Below are 15086 nucleotides of genomic sequence, written 5' to 3'. Positions count from 1 at the left end.
TGGGAATTTTCGGGTAACAATTGTCGCGGATCTCGTCGCGGCCGGGTCGTAGTCATAAAGCAAAATGCAAATTAAGGGTCGATGACGTTTCGGGTGTTTGTCCAGGCGCGGATGAGTTCGGAGCGGTTTCCGGGCAAGATGCTGGCGCCGTTTCGCGGGCGTCCGCTAATCGCAAGCCTGCTGGACCGCCTGGGCCCGGATTTGCTGTCGCGAACCGTGCTGCTCACGAGCGATCATGCGACCGACGATCCGCTCGCCGATTTTGCCGAGCGCCGATGCGAGGTGCCTGTTTTTCGGGGCGAACTTCAGAACGTCGCTGCGCGCTTTCAGGCATGTCTGGCCGCATATCCATGCGAGTGGTTCGTGCGGCTGTCCGGCGACAGTCCTTTGATGAGCGGTGCTTTGGTGAAGACTATGCTCGGCTTCAGGGGCCCCGGACACGATGTTGTTTCCAACGTCGCGAAGCGGACTTTTCCGCCCGGCCAAAGCGTTGAGTGCATACGGAGCGACGTGTTCGCCGCCTTGCAGGCCGATGCGCTGACGGCGGCGCAGCAGGAGCACGTGACAAAAGTTTTCTACGACGGACAGGGAAACTGGCGGCTGCGCAGCATCGTCTGCCGCGAGCCGCATCTGGCCAGCACCCGGATGGTTGTCGATAGTCTCGATGATCTCAGAGCGCTGGAGACCCTTGCCACGGACCCGTCGGCATCGCTGGCCGCGCTGGCGGACATCGAAGCGTGATGCAGGGAGAACTCGGCGTTGCGGTGATTGGGCTCGGGATCGGCGAGCAGCATGCCCGGATGTATGCCACGCTTCCTTCATGCCGGGTTCGCGCGCTTGTCGATCTTGACCGCCATCGCGCAGAGGCTCTGGCGTCGGAGTTTTCCGATTGTGATGCGCTCGATCGCTACGAGGATGTGCTGGAACGTAACGACATCGATGTCGTATCGATTGCCTCGTTCGACGATATGCATTTCACCCAGGTCAAGAGTGCGCTTCTGGCGAAAAAGCACGTTTTTGTCGAGAAGCCGCTGTGCCGTAATGCGTCGGAACTGGCCGATATTCGAAAGACCCTTGCCGCACATGACGATCTGCATCTTGCCAGCAATCTGTTGCTTCGCGGCGCGGACCTCTATCGCTGGCTCAAGGCGGAAATCGAGTCCGGCTCGTTCGGCGAAATATACGCGTTCGATGGCGACTATCTCTATGGCCGCCTGCACAAGATCACCGATGGATGGCGCGGCGAGACGGAGCAGTATTCGGTCATGCTCGGCGGCGGCATCCACATGATCGATTTGATGCTCTGGCTGACGGGCCAGCGCCCGGTTTCGGTTCATGCCGTCGGCAACGGGATTTGTGCCCGAGGTACGGCGTTCCAATACAATGACTTCACCGCCGCGACGATGACATTCGCTTCAGGGCTGGCGGCGAGGATCACGGCCAATTTTGGCTGCGTCCATCGGCATCAGCACGTGGTGCGGATTTTCGGCACCCGCAAGACGTTCATTCTGGACGATGCCGGCGCGCGCATCATGACATCCCGCGATCCCATTCGTCCGGGTGAATCTGTGTCTCTGCCGTCGCCGGTCGATCTTGCGGCAAGGCCGTCTCATAAGGGCGTGCTGATCCCGTCTTTCGTGGAAGGGATCGTGTCGAACGCAAAACGGCAGACGCGGAATCTCGACGCTACGCTCGACTCGATTGCGATTGCGGTCGCTTGTGACGAGTCGGTTTCCATCTCTTCATCAGTGCAGATCAGTTATCAATGACCCAGCAACGTAAAATCGCATTCGGAAAACCCTGGATCACGGATGCGGAACGCAATGCCGTCCTCGGCGTTCTGGCAGGCGACGTTCTCACGCATGGCCCTCAGGCTCACGAATTCGAGAAGGAATTCGCCGCTGCCGTCGGAGGAGGGCATGCGCTCACCCTAAGTAACGGCACTGCAGCGCTGCATCTCGCCTATTGGCAACTTGGTATCGGGGTGGGCGACGAGGTGATCGTTCCAGCCCAGACTCATGTGGCGACTGTCCATGCCGTCGAAGTTGTCGGGGCGCGGCCGGTGTTCGTGGATTGCGACCGAGCCACTGGCAATATGACGCCTGAGGCAATCGAGGCGGCGATAACTCCCCGGACACGTGCAATCGGGTTGGTGCACTTTGTGGGCATGCCATGCGACATGCCAGCGATTATGAAGATTGCGGCGAAGCACGGCCTGAAGGTTGTCGAGGACTGTGCGTTAGCGCTTGGGACGCGGTGGGACGGAATCCACGCCGGGCTGTTCGGTGATGCGGGAACATTTTCGTTCTATCCCGTCAAACATATTACGACGGGCGACGGCGGAATGCTGATCACCCGGCATGGGGATCTCGCACAAAAGATATCGAAGGCGAGGGCCTTTGGTGTGGATCGAACCTTCGCCGAGCGCACCGTTCCCGGCGTTTATGACGTGCTTTCGTTGGGCATCAATTATCGCTTGAGCGACATCAATTCTGCGATCGGGCGCGAGCAATTAAAGCGCCTTGGAATTATCCTGGAGCGACGTGCTCGGAACTTCGCCGCCCTCAAGAGCGGGCTGGCCGATCTCGAACATGTTGCGATCCTCGATGCCACGGCCGCCAACCAGATCAATAGCCATTACTGCCTGACTGCAGTACTGGACGGTGCCTTGGCCAGCCAGCGCACGGAAGTCATTCGACGGCTTAATGCTGCGGGCGTCGGGACCAGCGTCTATTACCCACACCCGATTCCACGGCTTGCCTACTATCGCGAAAAGTATGATGAAGACCTTTCACGTTTTCCGAATGCTGCCCGCATCAGCGATCAGTCGATTGCGCTCCCAGTAGGGCCGCATTTGGAAATCGATGACATGAATCACATCGCACAAGTATTGACCACGATCGTGAGGGATTTGATGTGTTCGAAGAAAAGCTGAAGGGCCGTACTATTGCGCTGATCGGCGGCGCGGGTTTCATTGGTCATAATCTTGCGCTAGCGCTGAAACGGCATGGCGCTGATCCGCACGTCATTGACGGGCTTCAGGTGAACAACCTGGGTGCGTTTACCAACTCCGGTGAAGATCCGAACAAGACTCTCTACGTCAATTTCATTTTCGAACGCATGAGGCTGTTGCGCGAGGTCGGAATTCCAATGCACGTTCTGGACGCGCGCGATTATCACGCGCTGTCGCGGTGCCTGTCCGACATCAAAGCGGACTGCTTTGTCCAACTCGCGGCGATTGCTCACGCCAATCGTTCCAACAAGGATCCGTACAGCACGTTCGACCATTCGTTCCGTACCTTGGAGAATGCGCTGGATACCGCGCGCGATCAGAACGTTCACTTCGTCTATTTCTCATCATCGATGGTGTACGGAAATTTCGAAGGTGAGGCTGCCGTCGAAGAACGCCACTGCGAACCAATGGGTATCTACGGTGCTCTGAAGTATGGCGGCGAAAAGCTAGTGATTGCACACAATCAGGTGTTCAATACGCCTTACACAATCGTCCGGCCTTCGGCGCTCTATGGCGAGCGGTGCGTTAGCCGACGCGTCGGGCAGGCGTTTATCGAGAACGCGCTGCGGGGTATGCGTCTCACTGTGAACGGCGATGGCAATGATGCGCTCGACTTCACCTATATTGAAGATCTTGTGCAGGGTTTGCTGCGATCCATCGCGTTGCCAGAGGCAAGAAATCAGACGTTCAATCTGACTTACGGCAGCGCCCGGACACTCAATCAAATGATCGATCTGATGAGGCAGGCATTCCCTAACATCGAGGTGGTGCACAATCCGAGAGATGGCCTGATGCCGGAGCGAGGCACGTTGTCGGTCGATAAGGCAAAGCGCCTGATTGGTTATGAGCCGCAGTATCCGCTCGAGAAGGGCTTCCCCCGCTATATCGAGTGGTACAAGCAAATGGCGGCTGAACACCCAGGCTATTTTGCTTGAGTTGTCGCCTTGCGCGCTGAAAGAGACGACTGGTTGTCTGATGTTCTCGGCGTCTCAAGCTGGAAAGTGTTTGGTATGGGGGCAGCTGTGCCGCCCGCGGAAATCCTGGCGACAATGCTGGATCGTGCCGGGCACGGCGCAGCCTTCTTCTCTGCAAAAATCCCGACTCGGGACGTGGCTGCCGTGACGAATGCAACGCGGGCGGGATTTTCCGTGATCGATGTCAATGTAACGTTCGATTGGGAGGATGGCGCAGCCAGCAATTTCCGAAGTGACTACAGCACCTCGAACATCGAGTCTGCGACTGCGGGTGACACCTTGGCCGTGGAGGCAATTGCTGGACACTGCTTTGTATTTTCGCGGTTTCATCTCGATCCAGCCATCGGTCTGGACCGAGCGAACGAAGTCAAGCGGCAGTGGGCTCGTGACGCCTGCCAGGGACGCGCCAGCGCCATTTACGTTGCACGGCAGAAAAATACCGTGAGAGGCTTCTTGGCCGTGCTCGAAAGCAAATCAATCAAGGAAACGGACGCGATCATTGATCTGGTTGGAGTGGGGGCAGGGTGTCAAGGACAGGGCACTGGCCAAGCGCTGTGCAAGATGTTCATAGAGCAATGGCGGACCCGCTCGGACCGACTTCGCGTCGGCACGCAGATTTCCAACATTCCGGCGATCCGGCTTTATGAATCGATTGGTTTCCGGGTGACTGAAACGTCGTACGTCCTGCACGCCCACGTCAACAACGGAGCGCTTGCGGCATGAAGATCGGGAACTTCGATTTGCTTAAACGCGTCTTCGTTGTTGCCGAAATTGGGAACAATCACGAGGGAAGTTTTTCGCTAGCAGAGGAACTCATCGGCCAGGCCGCCGCTGCGGGTGTTGATGCGGTCAAGTTTCAGACGTTCGTACCGGAAAATTATGTGTCACGGGATCAGAACGAGCGGTTGGAGCGGCTAAGAAAATTCGCCTTAAGCTTCGAGCAGTTTTGCAGTTTGGCACGACTCGCAAACCAGCAGGGCCTTCAGTTTTTCTCGACACCGTTCGATCTTACGAGTGCTGATGCGCTTGCATCATTCTGCCCTGCAATCAAGATATCATCGGGTGATAACAGCTTTTTCCCTCTTATAGAGCGCGTGGCGTCCTTTCGTAAACCTGTAATTTTCTCGACCGGACTAGCCAGCTTTGCGGATGTTGAGAAGGCGATCGATCGCCTGATGAAAGTCTGGTCTGATCTCGATCATACGGGGGAGCTTGCTTTGCTGCATTGCGTGTCCAGTTATCCCACCCCTTCCGCATTTGCGAATCTCGCCGCGATTCGTGCTTTGTCGATCCGCTTCCGCGAACACGTGATTGGTTATTCGGATCACACACTCGGCAATGACGCTGCGATCCTCAGCGTCGGTCTTGGCGCTAGAATCATCGAGAAGCACTTTACGCTGAGAAAGGATTTTTCCGATTTTCGCGATCATCAACTCTCTGCTGATCCGATGGAAATGGCCAGTCTTGTGCGTGGTGTGCGTTTGGCCGAGGAACTTATTGGCGATGAGGCTGGGGAGACGACAGAGGTCGAGGAGCCAAATCGATTGGCGATGCGCCGTTCTATCGCGGCCGGTAGGGCGATGAGGGCTGGTCATGTTCTGTCCGACAATGATTTGACTTGGGTTCGGCCCGGGGGCGGGTTCGCGCCCGGTGATGAGGCACTCGTTGTCGGTCGGGCCCTCAGTCGCGACGTGTTGCTCGGACAGATATTGAACGACGACGACTTTCGCTGAGCGTCATGAAGATAGCTCTGTTGACAACGCAAACCCCACATCATGCGTTCTTCGTTCGGGAGATTGTAGCTAGATTTGAAGACGTGCATGTTTTTGCCGAAAATAGTAGTCTAAAAGCTCCGTTCGAGACGTTTCACCACTATGAGACAGAGCGCGATTCTTTCGAGCGAGAGTTCTGGTTTAAGGGAGCCAATCCCCAACTTGATGTGTTCGCGCCAGTGACAGCCTTTGACACGATGAATGGCATTGACGCGATAAGAGCTCTTGCGGATTGGCGCGCGGATATCGCAATCGTCTTTGGTACGGGCCGGCTGTCGGAGGCTGTGCTCAAAAACGGTCCTCAATGCTTCCTCAACCTGCACGGCGGGGATCCAGAGGACTATCGGGGGTTGGATACGCATCTCTGGGCCATCTACCATGGTGACTTTGATGGGCTCGTCACGACGCTGCACACTCTCAACCCGATGATCGACGACGGTGACATCTGTTTGCAAGAAGATGTCCACCTCTCGGCAGGCATGCCCCTTTATGCCTTGCGGCGGGCAAATACCGAAACGTGTATTCGACTGACACTTGCCGCGCTGGCGGCTTTTCGCGATCAAGGGGCGGTACCGAGCCGCAAGCAGCGGCGTAAGGGGAGATATTATTCATTCATGCCGAGCCCGCTCAAGGATATCTGCCGAAGGAAATTCGACAACTACACGAAAGCGTTGGTCAACGATGCCGAAGGAGAGCATCCCGATGAGTAGTTTGACCGACCGTCTGACCAATGATGGTGGCCTGACGATCTTCCTTTTTCACGGTGTGATTGAACGCCAAGAGCATCAGGTTCGCAATTATACGCGCAAGCATCTCCCCGTGGTTGAGTTTGAGGCGATCCTTGCAGGCGTTGGTCGAGTCGGCAAAGCTATGTCGATGGATGACGTGCTCGGGACTTGTCTGAGTGGAGAACAGTTTCCGAGGGGGGCCTTTGCGGTTACGTTTGACGATGGCTTTGAGAACAACTTGACTGTTGCCCGCCCGGTTCTCGATCGGCTTGGCATTCCGGCCACCGTTTATGTGACGTCGGGCTTTGTCGACGAAAACGGCATGTCGTGGGTAGACCGGATCGAGTATGCGATAGAAAAGACTCGGCACGGCGTTTTGAGATTACCCTGGTCGCAACGGGCATCCCACTTCGCGAACCCTGCAGAAAAGATAGCGATCCTCAACGACATTCGCAGGAACGTCAAATCGACGCCTGGTCTCGACGTTGATGGATTTGTCAGCGATGTCTTTCGGCAATTGGACTTGGAGGAGGTGCGGTCGAGTGATGATCAGCTTGATCGAAAGATGACATGGGATCAAGTGCGGAGCTGGCGCACGGGCGGTTGCTTAGTGGGCGGCCACAGTCATACGCACGCGATCTTGAGCTTCCTCTCAGGGCCGCGACTGGAGCAAGAGATTGATATCAGTCTCCGGATGTTGAAGGAGAGAACAGGTATCGTCGCTTCCCACTATTCCTATCCCGAAGGCCTCGCACACTGTTATTCCGAGGAAGTTATCCGGGCGCTCAAGGCGAGGGGGATCGCTTGCTGCCCGACGGCCATTGACGGCACCAACCGGCCAGGCGCGGACCCATTTCACCTTCATCGGGTGATGGTGAGCTAATGTGCGGAATCGCAGGATATCAGGGTCGGAAGCCGCTCGCGCAGGCGCGGATCGACGCTTGTCTTGCGTTGATGAATCGCCGTGGTCCTGATTATCGTGAGGCGCGAAGCTGGCAGACGCCTTCCGGGACACACACAACGCTGCTGCATAGTCGGTTGTCGATCATCGACCTCGATCCGCGCGCCAATCAGCCGATGGGCTTCGAGAAAGCGTGGATTTCGCTGAACGGCGAGATCTACAACTTTGTCGAACGGCGTAAGGAGCTTGAAGCCGCCGGTGTCGCGCTCAAGACGCGGTCGGATACGGAGGTGCTGCTCGCGTCGCTGCGCCGTTTCGGATGGGACGTGCTCGACAAATGCGAGGGCATGTGGGCTTTCGGGCTTTACGATGAGCAAAGCGGGCAGCTGACGCTGTCGCGCGATAGGTTCGGCGAAAAGCCGCTGTACTATTATCAGACCGAGGACGGCATCTATTTCGGCTCGGAAATCAAGTTCATCGCGGCGCTGATCGGCGAGAAGATCGCGATCAACCACGATCATCTGTGGCGCTACCTCATCAACGGTTACAAGGCGCTGTACAAGAAGCCGCACGGCTTTTTTCACGGCATCCGCGAAGTTGCATCCGGCCATAACCTGGAATGCCGTGACGGCGAGATTGTTGGTCACAAGCCTTACTGGTCGCCGCGCATCGCAGTGAACGACGACATGAGTTTTCAGGACGCCGTCGCCGGCGCGAGGGAGCGGCTGATCCGCTCAGTAGAATTGCGATTGCGGGCCGATGTGCCGTTGGCATTCTGCATGAGCGGCGGTGTCGATTCCAATGCGCTGATCAGCATCGCCAAGCGGGTCTTCGGCCACGACGTTCACGGTTTCACGATCGTCAATACGGACTCGCGTTACCAAGAATCCGACATGGTCGATCTCGCGGTGCGCGAGCTTGGCGTGCGCCATACGTCGATCCCCGTGTCCACGGACGGTTTTTTGCCGGGCCTGCGTGCGCTGGTGAAGCAGCACGATGCGCCGGTCTATACGATTACGTATTACGCTCAGTGGATGCTGCAGAAGGCGATTGCTGATGCCGGGTATCGCATCTCCATCAGCGGAACGGCCGCCGACGAATTGTTCAGCGGATATTACGATCATCACCTTGCCTACCTGCAGGAGGTGAAGGGCGACAAGGACCACCATGCACGGTCACTGGCCGCGTGGCAGTCACATATCAAACCCGTGGTTCGCAATCCGCACTTGAGCAATCCCGATCTGTTCGTGAAAGACCCGACTTTCCGCGATCACATTTATCTCGATGCCGACGAATTCAGCACGTTCATGACATCGGACTGGAGCGAGTCGTTCGCGGAGTCGGCCTACAGCGGCAATCTGCTCCGTAACCGGATGCTCAACGAATTGTTTCACGAGTCGGTGCCGGTGATCCTGCACGAGGACGATCTCAACGCGATGTATTTCTCGGTGGAGAACCGCTCGCCGTTTCTCGATCGAGATCTATTCGAGTTCTGCAACAGCATTCCGACTCGGCATCTGATCGATGACGGAAAGGCGAAGGCTATCCTTCGCGAGGCGGTGCGCGGGATCGCACCCGACAGCATTATCGACAACCGCCGCAAGGTCGGCTTCAACGCCCCGATTATGGATTATCTCGACGTCAAGGATCCGGACGTCCGCAGCTATCTGCTGGATGAAGGCCCGGTCTATGAATATGTCCGCAAGGATCGCATCGAGCAGTTGATCGGCCAGCGCGATCTGCCGAACAGCCAGAGCAAGTTTCTGTTCTATTTCCTGAACTGCAAAATGTTCCTCGAAGAGTTCGCTACCTGATGCGTTATTGCAGCAACTGCATCCTGCCGGATACGCGCCCCAATCTCGTCATCGGGCCGGACGGCGTATGCAACGCCTGCCAGTCTCACGGCACCAAGAAAGAAATTGATTGGGATGCCCGGCAACGCGCATTCCAGGCTGTCGTTGCGCATGCCAAATCTCGCAGCACGGGTTACGACTGTCTCATTCCGGTCAGCGGCGGCAAGGACAGCACATGGCAGGTCGTGAAATGCCTTGAAGCCGGTCTCAATCCGCTTGCTGCGACGTGGAAGACGCCGGGCCGCACATCTATCGGCCAGCGCAATCTGGACAATCTCGTGGCGCTCGGTGTCGATCATATTGACTATCAGATCAATCCGAAGGTCGAGCGGAAGTTCATGTACGACGCGCTTGTACGCTTCGGCTCGACGGCCGTACCGATGCACATGGCCATTTTCGCAATCCCCGCGAAGCTCGCTGTGAAATTGGGAATCCCGCTGGTGGTCTGGGGCGAGAACTCGGCTTTCGAATACGGCGGGCGGGAAGAAGAGAGAACCGGCTTCCAGCTCGACAGTGCATGGTTGCAGCGTCACGGGGTGACTCACGGCACCACGGCGAAGGACTGGATTTCCGAGCGTCTGACCGAACGGGAATTGACGCCGTATTTCGGGCCGAACGATGCTGAACTGAAGGCCGCCGACGTTCTCGCGGTTTTCCTGGGCTACTATCTCGAATGGGATCCTGAAGTTACGCGGCGGGTTGCGGCCGAGCACGGCTTCGTGGCGGACCGGCAGGGGCCGCGAACAGGTCTCTACGATTATGCCGACATCGACGACGACTTCATTTCCATTCACCACTGGCTGAAATGGTACAAGTTCGGATTCACCCGGCTGTTCGACAATCTTTCGCTGGAAATCCGTAACGGCCGCGTGACACGCGAGCAGGCCGTCGCTGTTGTCCGCGCGCGTGGCGATGAGACGCCTCACAAGGACATAGAGAAGCTGTGTGAGTTTCTCGGCATCTCGGTGCGGGAGTTTTTTGACATCGCGGAGACATTCCGGAACCGCGATGTCTGGGTGCGCGACGGTTCGACTTGGAAAATCCAGGACTTCGTTGTCCCGGATTGGACATGGCGCGATGCCGGGCAAAGGCTGAGCGCATGAAGTTCGAGCCGAAGAGCCCGCCGCGGGAATTTGAAGTCGGTTACGACGTCAAGGGCGTCATCCGCGATTGCGGCACGATGCGGCTGGCGCCGGACGAGCAGATCACATTCGTCACCGACGACGGCGGCGAATACGATCTCACCCGTAAGGAATGGGGCTTTTACGCAACCCCGTCGTTGAACGGACGGCTGGCGGGCTTCAATCTTCGCGCAGTGCTGGTCAAGAATCGCATCGACCGCTTTTTCGTCCTCCTCGTCGAACGCGGCATGGAAGAGGCGTTCAACCGTTACGTCCGCGCGGAGCCACTGAAAATTATTGCCTGGCTCGACACGCTCGAATCCCTGCAGGCGCTGGAAAGCGCGCTGGAGCGCCGGCCGTGAGCGATCTGCGCCCCACGGCTTGTCCGATTTCCGGCGATACGCAGGCCGCGCTTGTGTTCGCCTACGATGCCCCGCCCAACGGTGAGATCGGGTTTCGCCGCCCCGATGGCGAACCGTATCGCCGCGAGGTCTGGCAGTTCGCGCAGTCGAAGCATTTTGTGTCGCGTCACGCTATGACGGTCGCGACGGATTACAGCGGTGACTACGTCAACGCCACCTACGGAGACGATGCGGGCCTGCGCGCTGCGTTTGAGCGAGTAATAGCGTTGCCCCCGGAGCGGTCGGACAATGCAGGACGGATGGCCCGAGTCCACGCCTACGCAGAGGCCTGCTTCGGCAACAAGAAAAACATCCGGTTGCTCGATGTCGGCGCGGGCCTCGGCGTTTTCCCGCATGTCGTGAAGCAAGCCGGCTGGCATTGCACGGCCATCGATCCTGACCAGCGCGCGGTGTCTCACATGCAGGACCATGTCGGCGTCGATGCAGTTAGCGGTGACTTCATGGCGGTCGAAGGTCTCGGTCGGTTCGATATTGTCACCTTAAACAAGGTGCTTGAGCACGTGGACGATCCCGTCGCCATGCTGCGCCGGGCGCGGCAGTTTCTGGCGCCGGGCGGCTTCGTCTATCTCGAACTGCCGGACGGCGAGATCGCGGCGCAGTCGGGAGCAGGGCGCGAGGAGTTCTTCGTCGAGCACCTGCATGTCTTCAGCTTTGTGTCGATCGCGATGCTGGCGGACCGGGCCGGCTTCCGGCCGATGCTTGTCGAACGGCTGCAGGAGCCGAGTACTAAATTCACGCTGCGCGCGTTTCTGGCGGCGATGACATGAGCACGGTGATTTCATGAATGCGCCGGAAAGAGATTCAGTCGAACGCAGCATCAAGCACTGCTATTCAACATGGGGAACGTCGTATTACGCGGACTATTATGGTTCCGATGCGCCGTATCCTCCTGTCCATCTCGACCTCGTCAAACGCCTTGTTGCGGAACGCGGCGTCAAGCGGTTGCTCGATGCCGGATGCGGACCCGCCTCTATGCTCAGGCATTTCATCGAGCCGGGCCGCGATGTTTATGGTTTCGATCTGACGCCCGAGATGGTCGCTGAAGCGCGGCGTGTGCTCGCTGAGCAAGGCGTGCCGCACGATCACGTCTGGGACGGAAGCGTTGCCGTTGGCGCCGACTTTGCGTCACCTGCCGGCAAAGCGGACTATGACTGCGTTCTCTGCAGCGGGGTGATGCCGCATATTCCCGACGCGATTGAGGACAATGTCATTGCGAACATCCGTCATGCCTTGCGCCCGGGAGGCCATGCGATTGTCGAGGCCCGCAATGAACTGTTCTCGATGTTCACGCTCAATCGCTATTCGCATGAATTTTATCTCAAGCAGCTTCTTCCCGTGGATGCGCTTCGCGAACAGGCTGGCGACGAGCGCGATGGCCTGAACGCGGCGCTGGCGCAGGTCGAAGGCATGTTCCGCACCGACCTGCCGCCGATCCGGCGGGGCAAGGAAACCGAACCGGGCTACGACGAGGTCCTGTCGAGAACGCACAATCCTCTGCTGCTTCAGCAACGGTTCCTGGCGGGCGGTTTCCGAGATGTACAGCTCCATTACTACCACTTCCATTGTCTGCCTCCAATGGTGAGCAGCCACGCGCCGCGGCTGTTTCAAGAGGTCAGCTTGCAGATGGAAAACAATTCGCAGGATTGGCGGGGTTTGTTCATGGCGTCGGCATTCTTTGTCGTCGCGCAACGCGCTTGAACTGATGGCTATCGCCAGCATTTCCCTGGATGGTTGGGACCGTTTTTCTATTTGGGGACACAGCGTCACCGTCCGCGAGCTATATGCGCGCAGGTGTCACAAGGAAGCCGAGGAAATGACGGCTCACGCTCAGGCGGCGGAGATACTTGCGGGCCGTATCGGCGCCGGCGATAGCGTTCTCGATATCGGGTGCGGCAGCGGCTACTTTTATCATTCGCTCGCCAGCCGCAATCTGCCTGTCGAGTATTGGGGACTTGATGCATGCGATACGTTGATCGGCATCGGCCGCGAAATTCTCCCGAACTTCGGTCTTCCGGCGGAGCGCCTGATCAACGCGCGGATCGAAGATCTGAGCGGCGAGGTCGACCATGTGGTTTGCCTGAACGTGCTCAGCAATCTGGACAACTTTCACAGGCCGCTCGAGCGCTTCCTTAAGATGGCGCGAAAGAGCGTCATCCTGCGCGAATCTTTCAAGCAGGGTGCGGAGTATCACTACGTACGAGACAATTTTCTGGACCAAGGGGTCGATCTGAAGGTCCACGTCAATCACTACGATATCGATGAAGTCACGCAGTTCGTCGCGTCCCATGGTTTCAACTCCGAGATCGTCGTGGATCGACGAAGCGGCGGGCGACCGGAACTTGTCATTGGCCATCCGCACTATTGGACGTTCATGGTGGCAGACCGCGCAGTGTCCCCAATAAAGAGCTGATATGTCACGAATTTCAGGTTTCTTCGGCGGGCGGTCAAAGTCCCAGTCAGAACTGTTCGCTGCAGGAATGGCGCGGCTGATGGCGGCTGGCAAAGCCAGATCGTTCGGCTTCCCGAGCGGGGCGCTTGCGACTGCCGGTGCCGGGAATCTCGAAATTGCCCAGGAAAGCGGATGTGTCGCGGTCGTCGACGGCGTTTTCTACAATCCCACTGAACTCGCAGGTGATGCAGGACGCGGGCCGGCCCACCAGCTGATCGCAACTTATCGCCAGAGAGGCTTTGCCGATGCCTTGAAGTGCATCAATGGCGATTTCTCGGTTGCTCTGTTCGACGAGCAGAGCGGAACCTTATGGCTCGGGCGCGATCGGATCGGCGTGCGCCCACTTTATTATTACACTCGGTCCGGTGTCTTTGCGTTCGCATCCCGGCCTCGAGCCCTCCGGTCGCTGCCAGGCGTATCGCATGACGTTAACCGGCGTCATGTCGCGGTGTTTGCCGGGAGTCACTATCGCTATATCGATAATGCACCGGATGAATCGCCATTCGCGGATATTCGCCAGCTTCCTGCCGCCAGCTTCCTGCAGTGGAAAGGTGAGACCGTTCTGGTAAGCCGTTACTGGTCTTTGGACGAGCAACCGGAGTGGACCGATAGCGAAGCCGTATTGGCGGAACGCTATCGTGAACTTCTACTCAATGCGGTCGGAGACCGCCTGAAAGCATCACACAAACCCGTCTTCACTCTCTCGGGGGGGATGGACAGTTCGTCAGTACTGGCAAGCGCCGTTCAACTGACAGGCGCACGACAGGAAGCTGTTTCGTCAGTTTACGCGGACAAGACGTATGACGAGAGCGACGATATCCGCGGTTTCGTCACCGAGAAAGTTCGGCGATGGCAGCCGATACCGATCGAGGATTTCGATTTGTTCGACGTCGTGCGCCAAATGGTGCGTGCCCATGATGAACCGGTTGCCACGGCAACATGGCTGTCACATTTTCTATTGACGAAATCTGTCGCGGAGCAGGGCTACGACGTTGTTTTCGGCGGTCTTGGTGGCGATGAGCTGAATGCTGGCGAATATGAGTACTTCGTTTTTAACTTTGCAGATCTCCGGCATCGCGGGCTGCACGCCGATCTCGACCATGAAATTTCAACATGGGCGAAGCATCATGACCATCCGATTTATCGCAAGCACCGCGACGCTGCGATGGGACATCTGGCGCGACTGGCCGGTAACACGACGGGAGAGGTTCTCGTCGATTGCGAACGTCTGAGCCGTTACTATCCAGCAGTTAAAGCCTCTTATTACGATTTGCGCGGTTTCCAGCCCGTACTCGATCATCCATTTTCGAGCTGGCTGAAGAACCGCACCTATCAGGACATCTTCCGTGAAACAGCGCCATGCTGTCTCCGTGCAGAGGATCGTAACTGCGAAGCCGCCGGGCTTGGTCATGCCGATCCGTTCTTCGACTACAGGCTGGTGGAGTTCATGTTCCGGGTGCCGGGCAGCATGAAGATCCGCGATGGCGTGACCAAGCGGCTGCTGCGTGAAGCGATGAAGGGGATTCTACCGGAAGAGACCCGCACCCGCATCAAGAAGACCGGCTGGAACGCGCCGGCCCATATCTGGTTCAACGGCCCGGCCGTCGAACAACTGCTCGATCTGGTTCATTCGCAAAGCTTCCGGGAGCGCGGCATCTATGATGTTGCTGAAGTTGTTCGCCTGATCGAAGAGCATCGTTCGATCGTGAAAAGTGGAGCGGCGCAGGATAATCACATGATGTTCCTGTGGCAGCTGCTCAATGTCGAATTGTGGTTCCAGGAAGTAGTCGATCGTGTGCCGGAACTGGTGGCGGCATGAGGATGCAAGGAACTTATACGCACCAGCCAGCAGC

Annotated in this window: 15 protein-coding genes; all 15 read left to right on the top strand. The window is 57.6% G+C overall.

All coding sequences use genetic code 11. From position 1 onward, the window contains the following. Window positions 1-81: 81 nt before the first annotated feature. The 15 genes from BN32_RS10665 to BN32_RS10595 all read left to right on the top strand — a co-directional run bounded on the left by BN32_RS10665 (window position 82) and on the right by BN32_RS10595 (window position 15052). Window positions 82-741, top strand: coding sequence for a cytidylyltransferase domain-containing protein (locus BN32_RS10665; RefSeq protein ID WP_019198179.1), 660 nt, complete (start codon window positions 82-84; stop codon window positions 739-741). After that, window positions 741-1769, top strand: coding sequence for a Gfo/Idh/MocA family protein (locus BN32_RS10660; protein ID WP_019198178.1), 1029 nt, complete (start codon window positions 741-743; stop codon window positions 1767-1769). Before BN32_RS10665 ends, BN32_RS10660 begins: the two co-directional genes overlap by 1 nt. Further along, window positions 1766-2935 (top strand): DegT/DnrJ/EryC1/StrS family aminotransferase, encoded by a 1170-nt coding sequence (locus BN32_RS10655; protein WP_019198177.1) that lies wholly within the window; start codon window positions 1766-1768, stop codon window positions 2933-2935. Before BN32_RS10660 ends, BN32_RS10655 begins: the two co-directional genes overlap by 4 nt. Continuing rightward, window positions 2917-3948, top strand: coding sequence for an NAD-dependent epimerase/dehydratase family protein (locus tag BN32_RS10650; protein ID WP_019198176.1), 1032 nt, complete (start codon window positions 2917-2919; stop codon window positions 3946-3948). Before BN32_RS10655 ends, BN32_RS10650 begins: the two co-directional genes overlap by 19 nt. Window positions 3949-3981: 33 nt before the next feature. Beyond that, window positions 3982-4710 (top strand): GNAT family N-acetyltransferase, encoded by a 729-nt coding sequence (locus BN32_RS10645; protein WP_156946967.1) that lies wholly within the window; start codon window positions 3982-3984, stop codon window positions 4708-4710. Continuing rightward, window positions 4707-5720, top strand: coding sequence for an N-acetylneuraminate synthase family protein (locus BN32_RS10640; RefSeq protein WP_019198174.1), 1014 nt, complete (start codon window positions 4707-4709; stop codon window positions 5718-5720). Before BN32_RS10645 ends, BN32_RS10640 begins: the two co-directional genes overlap by 4 nt. 5 nt (window positions 5721-5725) lie before the next feature. Next, window positions 5726-6469 carry a formyltransferase family protein gene (locus tag BN32_RS10635; protein ID WP_019198173.1) on the top strand — a complete coding sequence of 248 codons (744 nt, stop codon included), beginning with the start codon at window positions 5726-5728 and terminating at the stop codon, window positions 6467-6469. Next, window positions 6462-7370: a polysaccharide deacetylase family protein gene (locus BN32_RS10630; protein ID WP_162161305.1), complete on the top strand. Its 909-nt coding sequence runs from the start codon at window positions 6462-6464 to the stop codon at window positions 7368-7370. Before BN32_RS10635 ends, BN32_RS10630 begins: the two co-directional genes overlap by 8 nt. Continuing rightward, window positions 7370-9202 carry an asparagine synthase (glutamine-hydrolyzing) gene (asnB, locus tag BN32_RS10625; protein WP_019198171.1) on the top strand — a complete coding sequence of 611 codons (1833 nt, stop codon included), beginning with the start codon at window positions 7370-7372 and terminating at the stop codon, window positions 9200-9202. Before BN32_RS10630 ends, asnB begins: the two co-directional genes overlap by 1 nt. Next, window positions 9202-10344, top strand: coding sequence for an N-acetyl sugar amidotransferase (locus BN32_RS10620; RefSeq protein ID WP_019198170.1), 1143 nt, complete (start codon window positions 9202-9204; stop codon window positions 10342-10344). Before asnB ends, BN32_RS10620 begins: the two co-directional genes overlap by 1 nt. Further along, a complete protein-coding gene (locus BN32_RS10615; RefSeq protein ID WP_019198169.1) occupies window positions 10341-10724 on the top strand; it encodes a hypothetical protein in 384 nt (127 codons plus the stop codon). The genes BN32_RS10620 and BN32_RS10615 overlap by 4 nt, the downstream gene beginning before the upstream one ends. Further along, window positions 10721-11551 carry a class I SAM-dependent methyltransferase gene (locus tag BN32_RS10610; protein WP_019198168.1) on the top strand — a complete coding sequence of 277 codons (831 nt, stop codon included), beginning with the start codon at window positions 10721-10723 and terminating at the stop codon, window positions 11549-11551. Before BN32_RS10615 ends, BN32_RS10610 begins: the two co-directional genes overlap by 4 nt. 13 nt (window positions 11552-11564) lie before the next feature. After that, entirely contained in the window at window positions 11565-12482 is a 918-nt protein-coding gene (locus tag BN32_RS25590; protein ID WP_019198167.1) for a class I SAM-dependent methyltransferase, read from the top strand. A 115-nt stretch (window positions 12483-12597) separates the two neighbouring features. Continuing rightward, window positions 12598-13194: a class I SAM-dependent methyltransferase gene (locus BN32_RS10600; RefSeq protein WP_202962518.1), complete on the top strand. Its 597-nt coding sequence runs from the start codon at window positions 12598-12600 to the stop codon at window positions 13192-13194. A gap of 1 nt (window position 13195) precedes the next feature. Beyond that, window positions 13196-15052 (top strand): asparagine synthetase B family protein, encoded by a 1857-nt coding sequence (locus tag BN32_RS10595; protein WP_156946964.1) that lies wholly within the window; start codon window positions 13196-13198, stop codon window positions 15050-15052. Window positions 15053-15086: the final 34 nt, after the last annotated feature.

Origin of the sequence: Afipia birgiae 34632 (assembly GCF_000308295.2) — a bacterium.
GTDB lineage: Bacteria > Pseudomonadota > Alphaproteobacteria > Rhizobiales > Xanthobacteraceae > Afipia > Afipia birgiae.
This window is presented reverse-complemented; position numbering and strand designations above follow the sequence as displayed.

Excerpts from the sequence above, each read along its gene's own strand:
- BN32_RS10615 (WP_019198169.1), top strand. The coding sequence starts at position 10,341 with ATGAAGTTCGAGCCGAAGAGCCCGCCGCGGGAATTTGAAGTCGGTTAC.
- BN32_RS10660 (WP_019198178.1), top strand. The coding sequence starts at position 741 with ATGCAGGGAGAACTCGGCGTTGCGGTGATTGGGCTCGGGATCGGCGAG.
- BN32_RS10640 (WP_019198174.1), top strand. The coding sequence starts at position 4,707 with ATGAAGATCGGGAACTTCGATTTGCTTAAACGCGTCTTCGTTGTTGCC.
- BN32_RS10620 (WP_019198170.1), top strand. The coding sequence starts at position 9,202 with ATGCGTTATTGCAGCAACTGCATCCTGCCGGATACGCGCCCCAATCTC.
- BN32_RS10630 (WP_162161305.1), top strand. The coding sequence starts at position 6,462 with ATGAGTAGTTTGACCGACCGTCTGACCAATGATGGTGGCCTGACGATC.
- BN32_RS10595 (WP_156946964.1), top strand. The coding sequence starts at position 13,196 with ATGTCACGAATTTCAGGTTTCTTCGGCGGGCGGTCAAAGTCCCAGTCA.
- BN32_RS10665 (WP_019198179.1), top strand. The coding sequence starts at position 82 with ATGACGTTTCGGGTGTTTGTCCAGGCGCGGATGAGTTCGGAGCGGTTT.
- BN32_RS10635 (WP_019198173.1), top strand. The coding sequence starts at position 5,726 with ATGAAGATAGCTCTGTTGACAACGCAAACCCCACATCATGCGTTCTTC.
- BN32_RS10655 (WP_019198177.1), top strand. The coding sequence starts at position 1,766 with ATGACCCAGCAACGTAAAATCGCATTCGGAAAACCCTGGATCACGGAT.
- BN32_RS10600 (WP_202962518.1), top strand. The coding sequence starts at position 12,598 with ATGACGGCTCACGCTCAGGCGGCGGAGATACTTGCGGGCCGTATCGGC.
- asnB (WP_019198171.1), top strand. The coding sequence starts at position 7,370 with ATGTGCGGAATCGCAGGATATCAGGGTCGGAAGCCGCTCGCGCAGGCG.
- BN32_RS25590 (WP_019198167.1), top strand. The coding sequence starts at position 11,565 with ATGAATGCGCCGGAAAGAGATTCAGTCGAACGCAGCATCAAGCACTGC.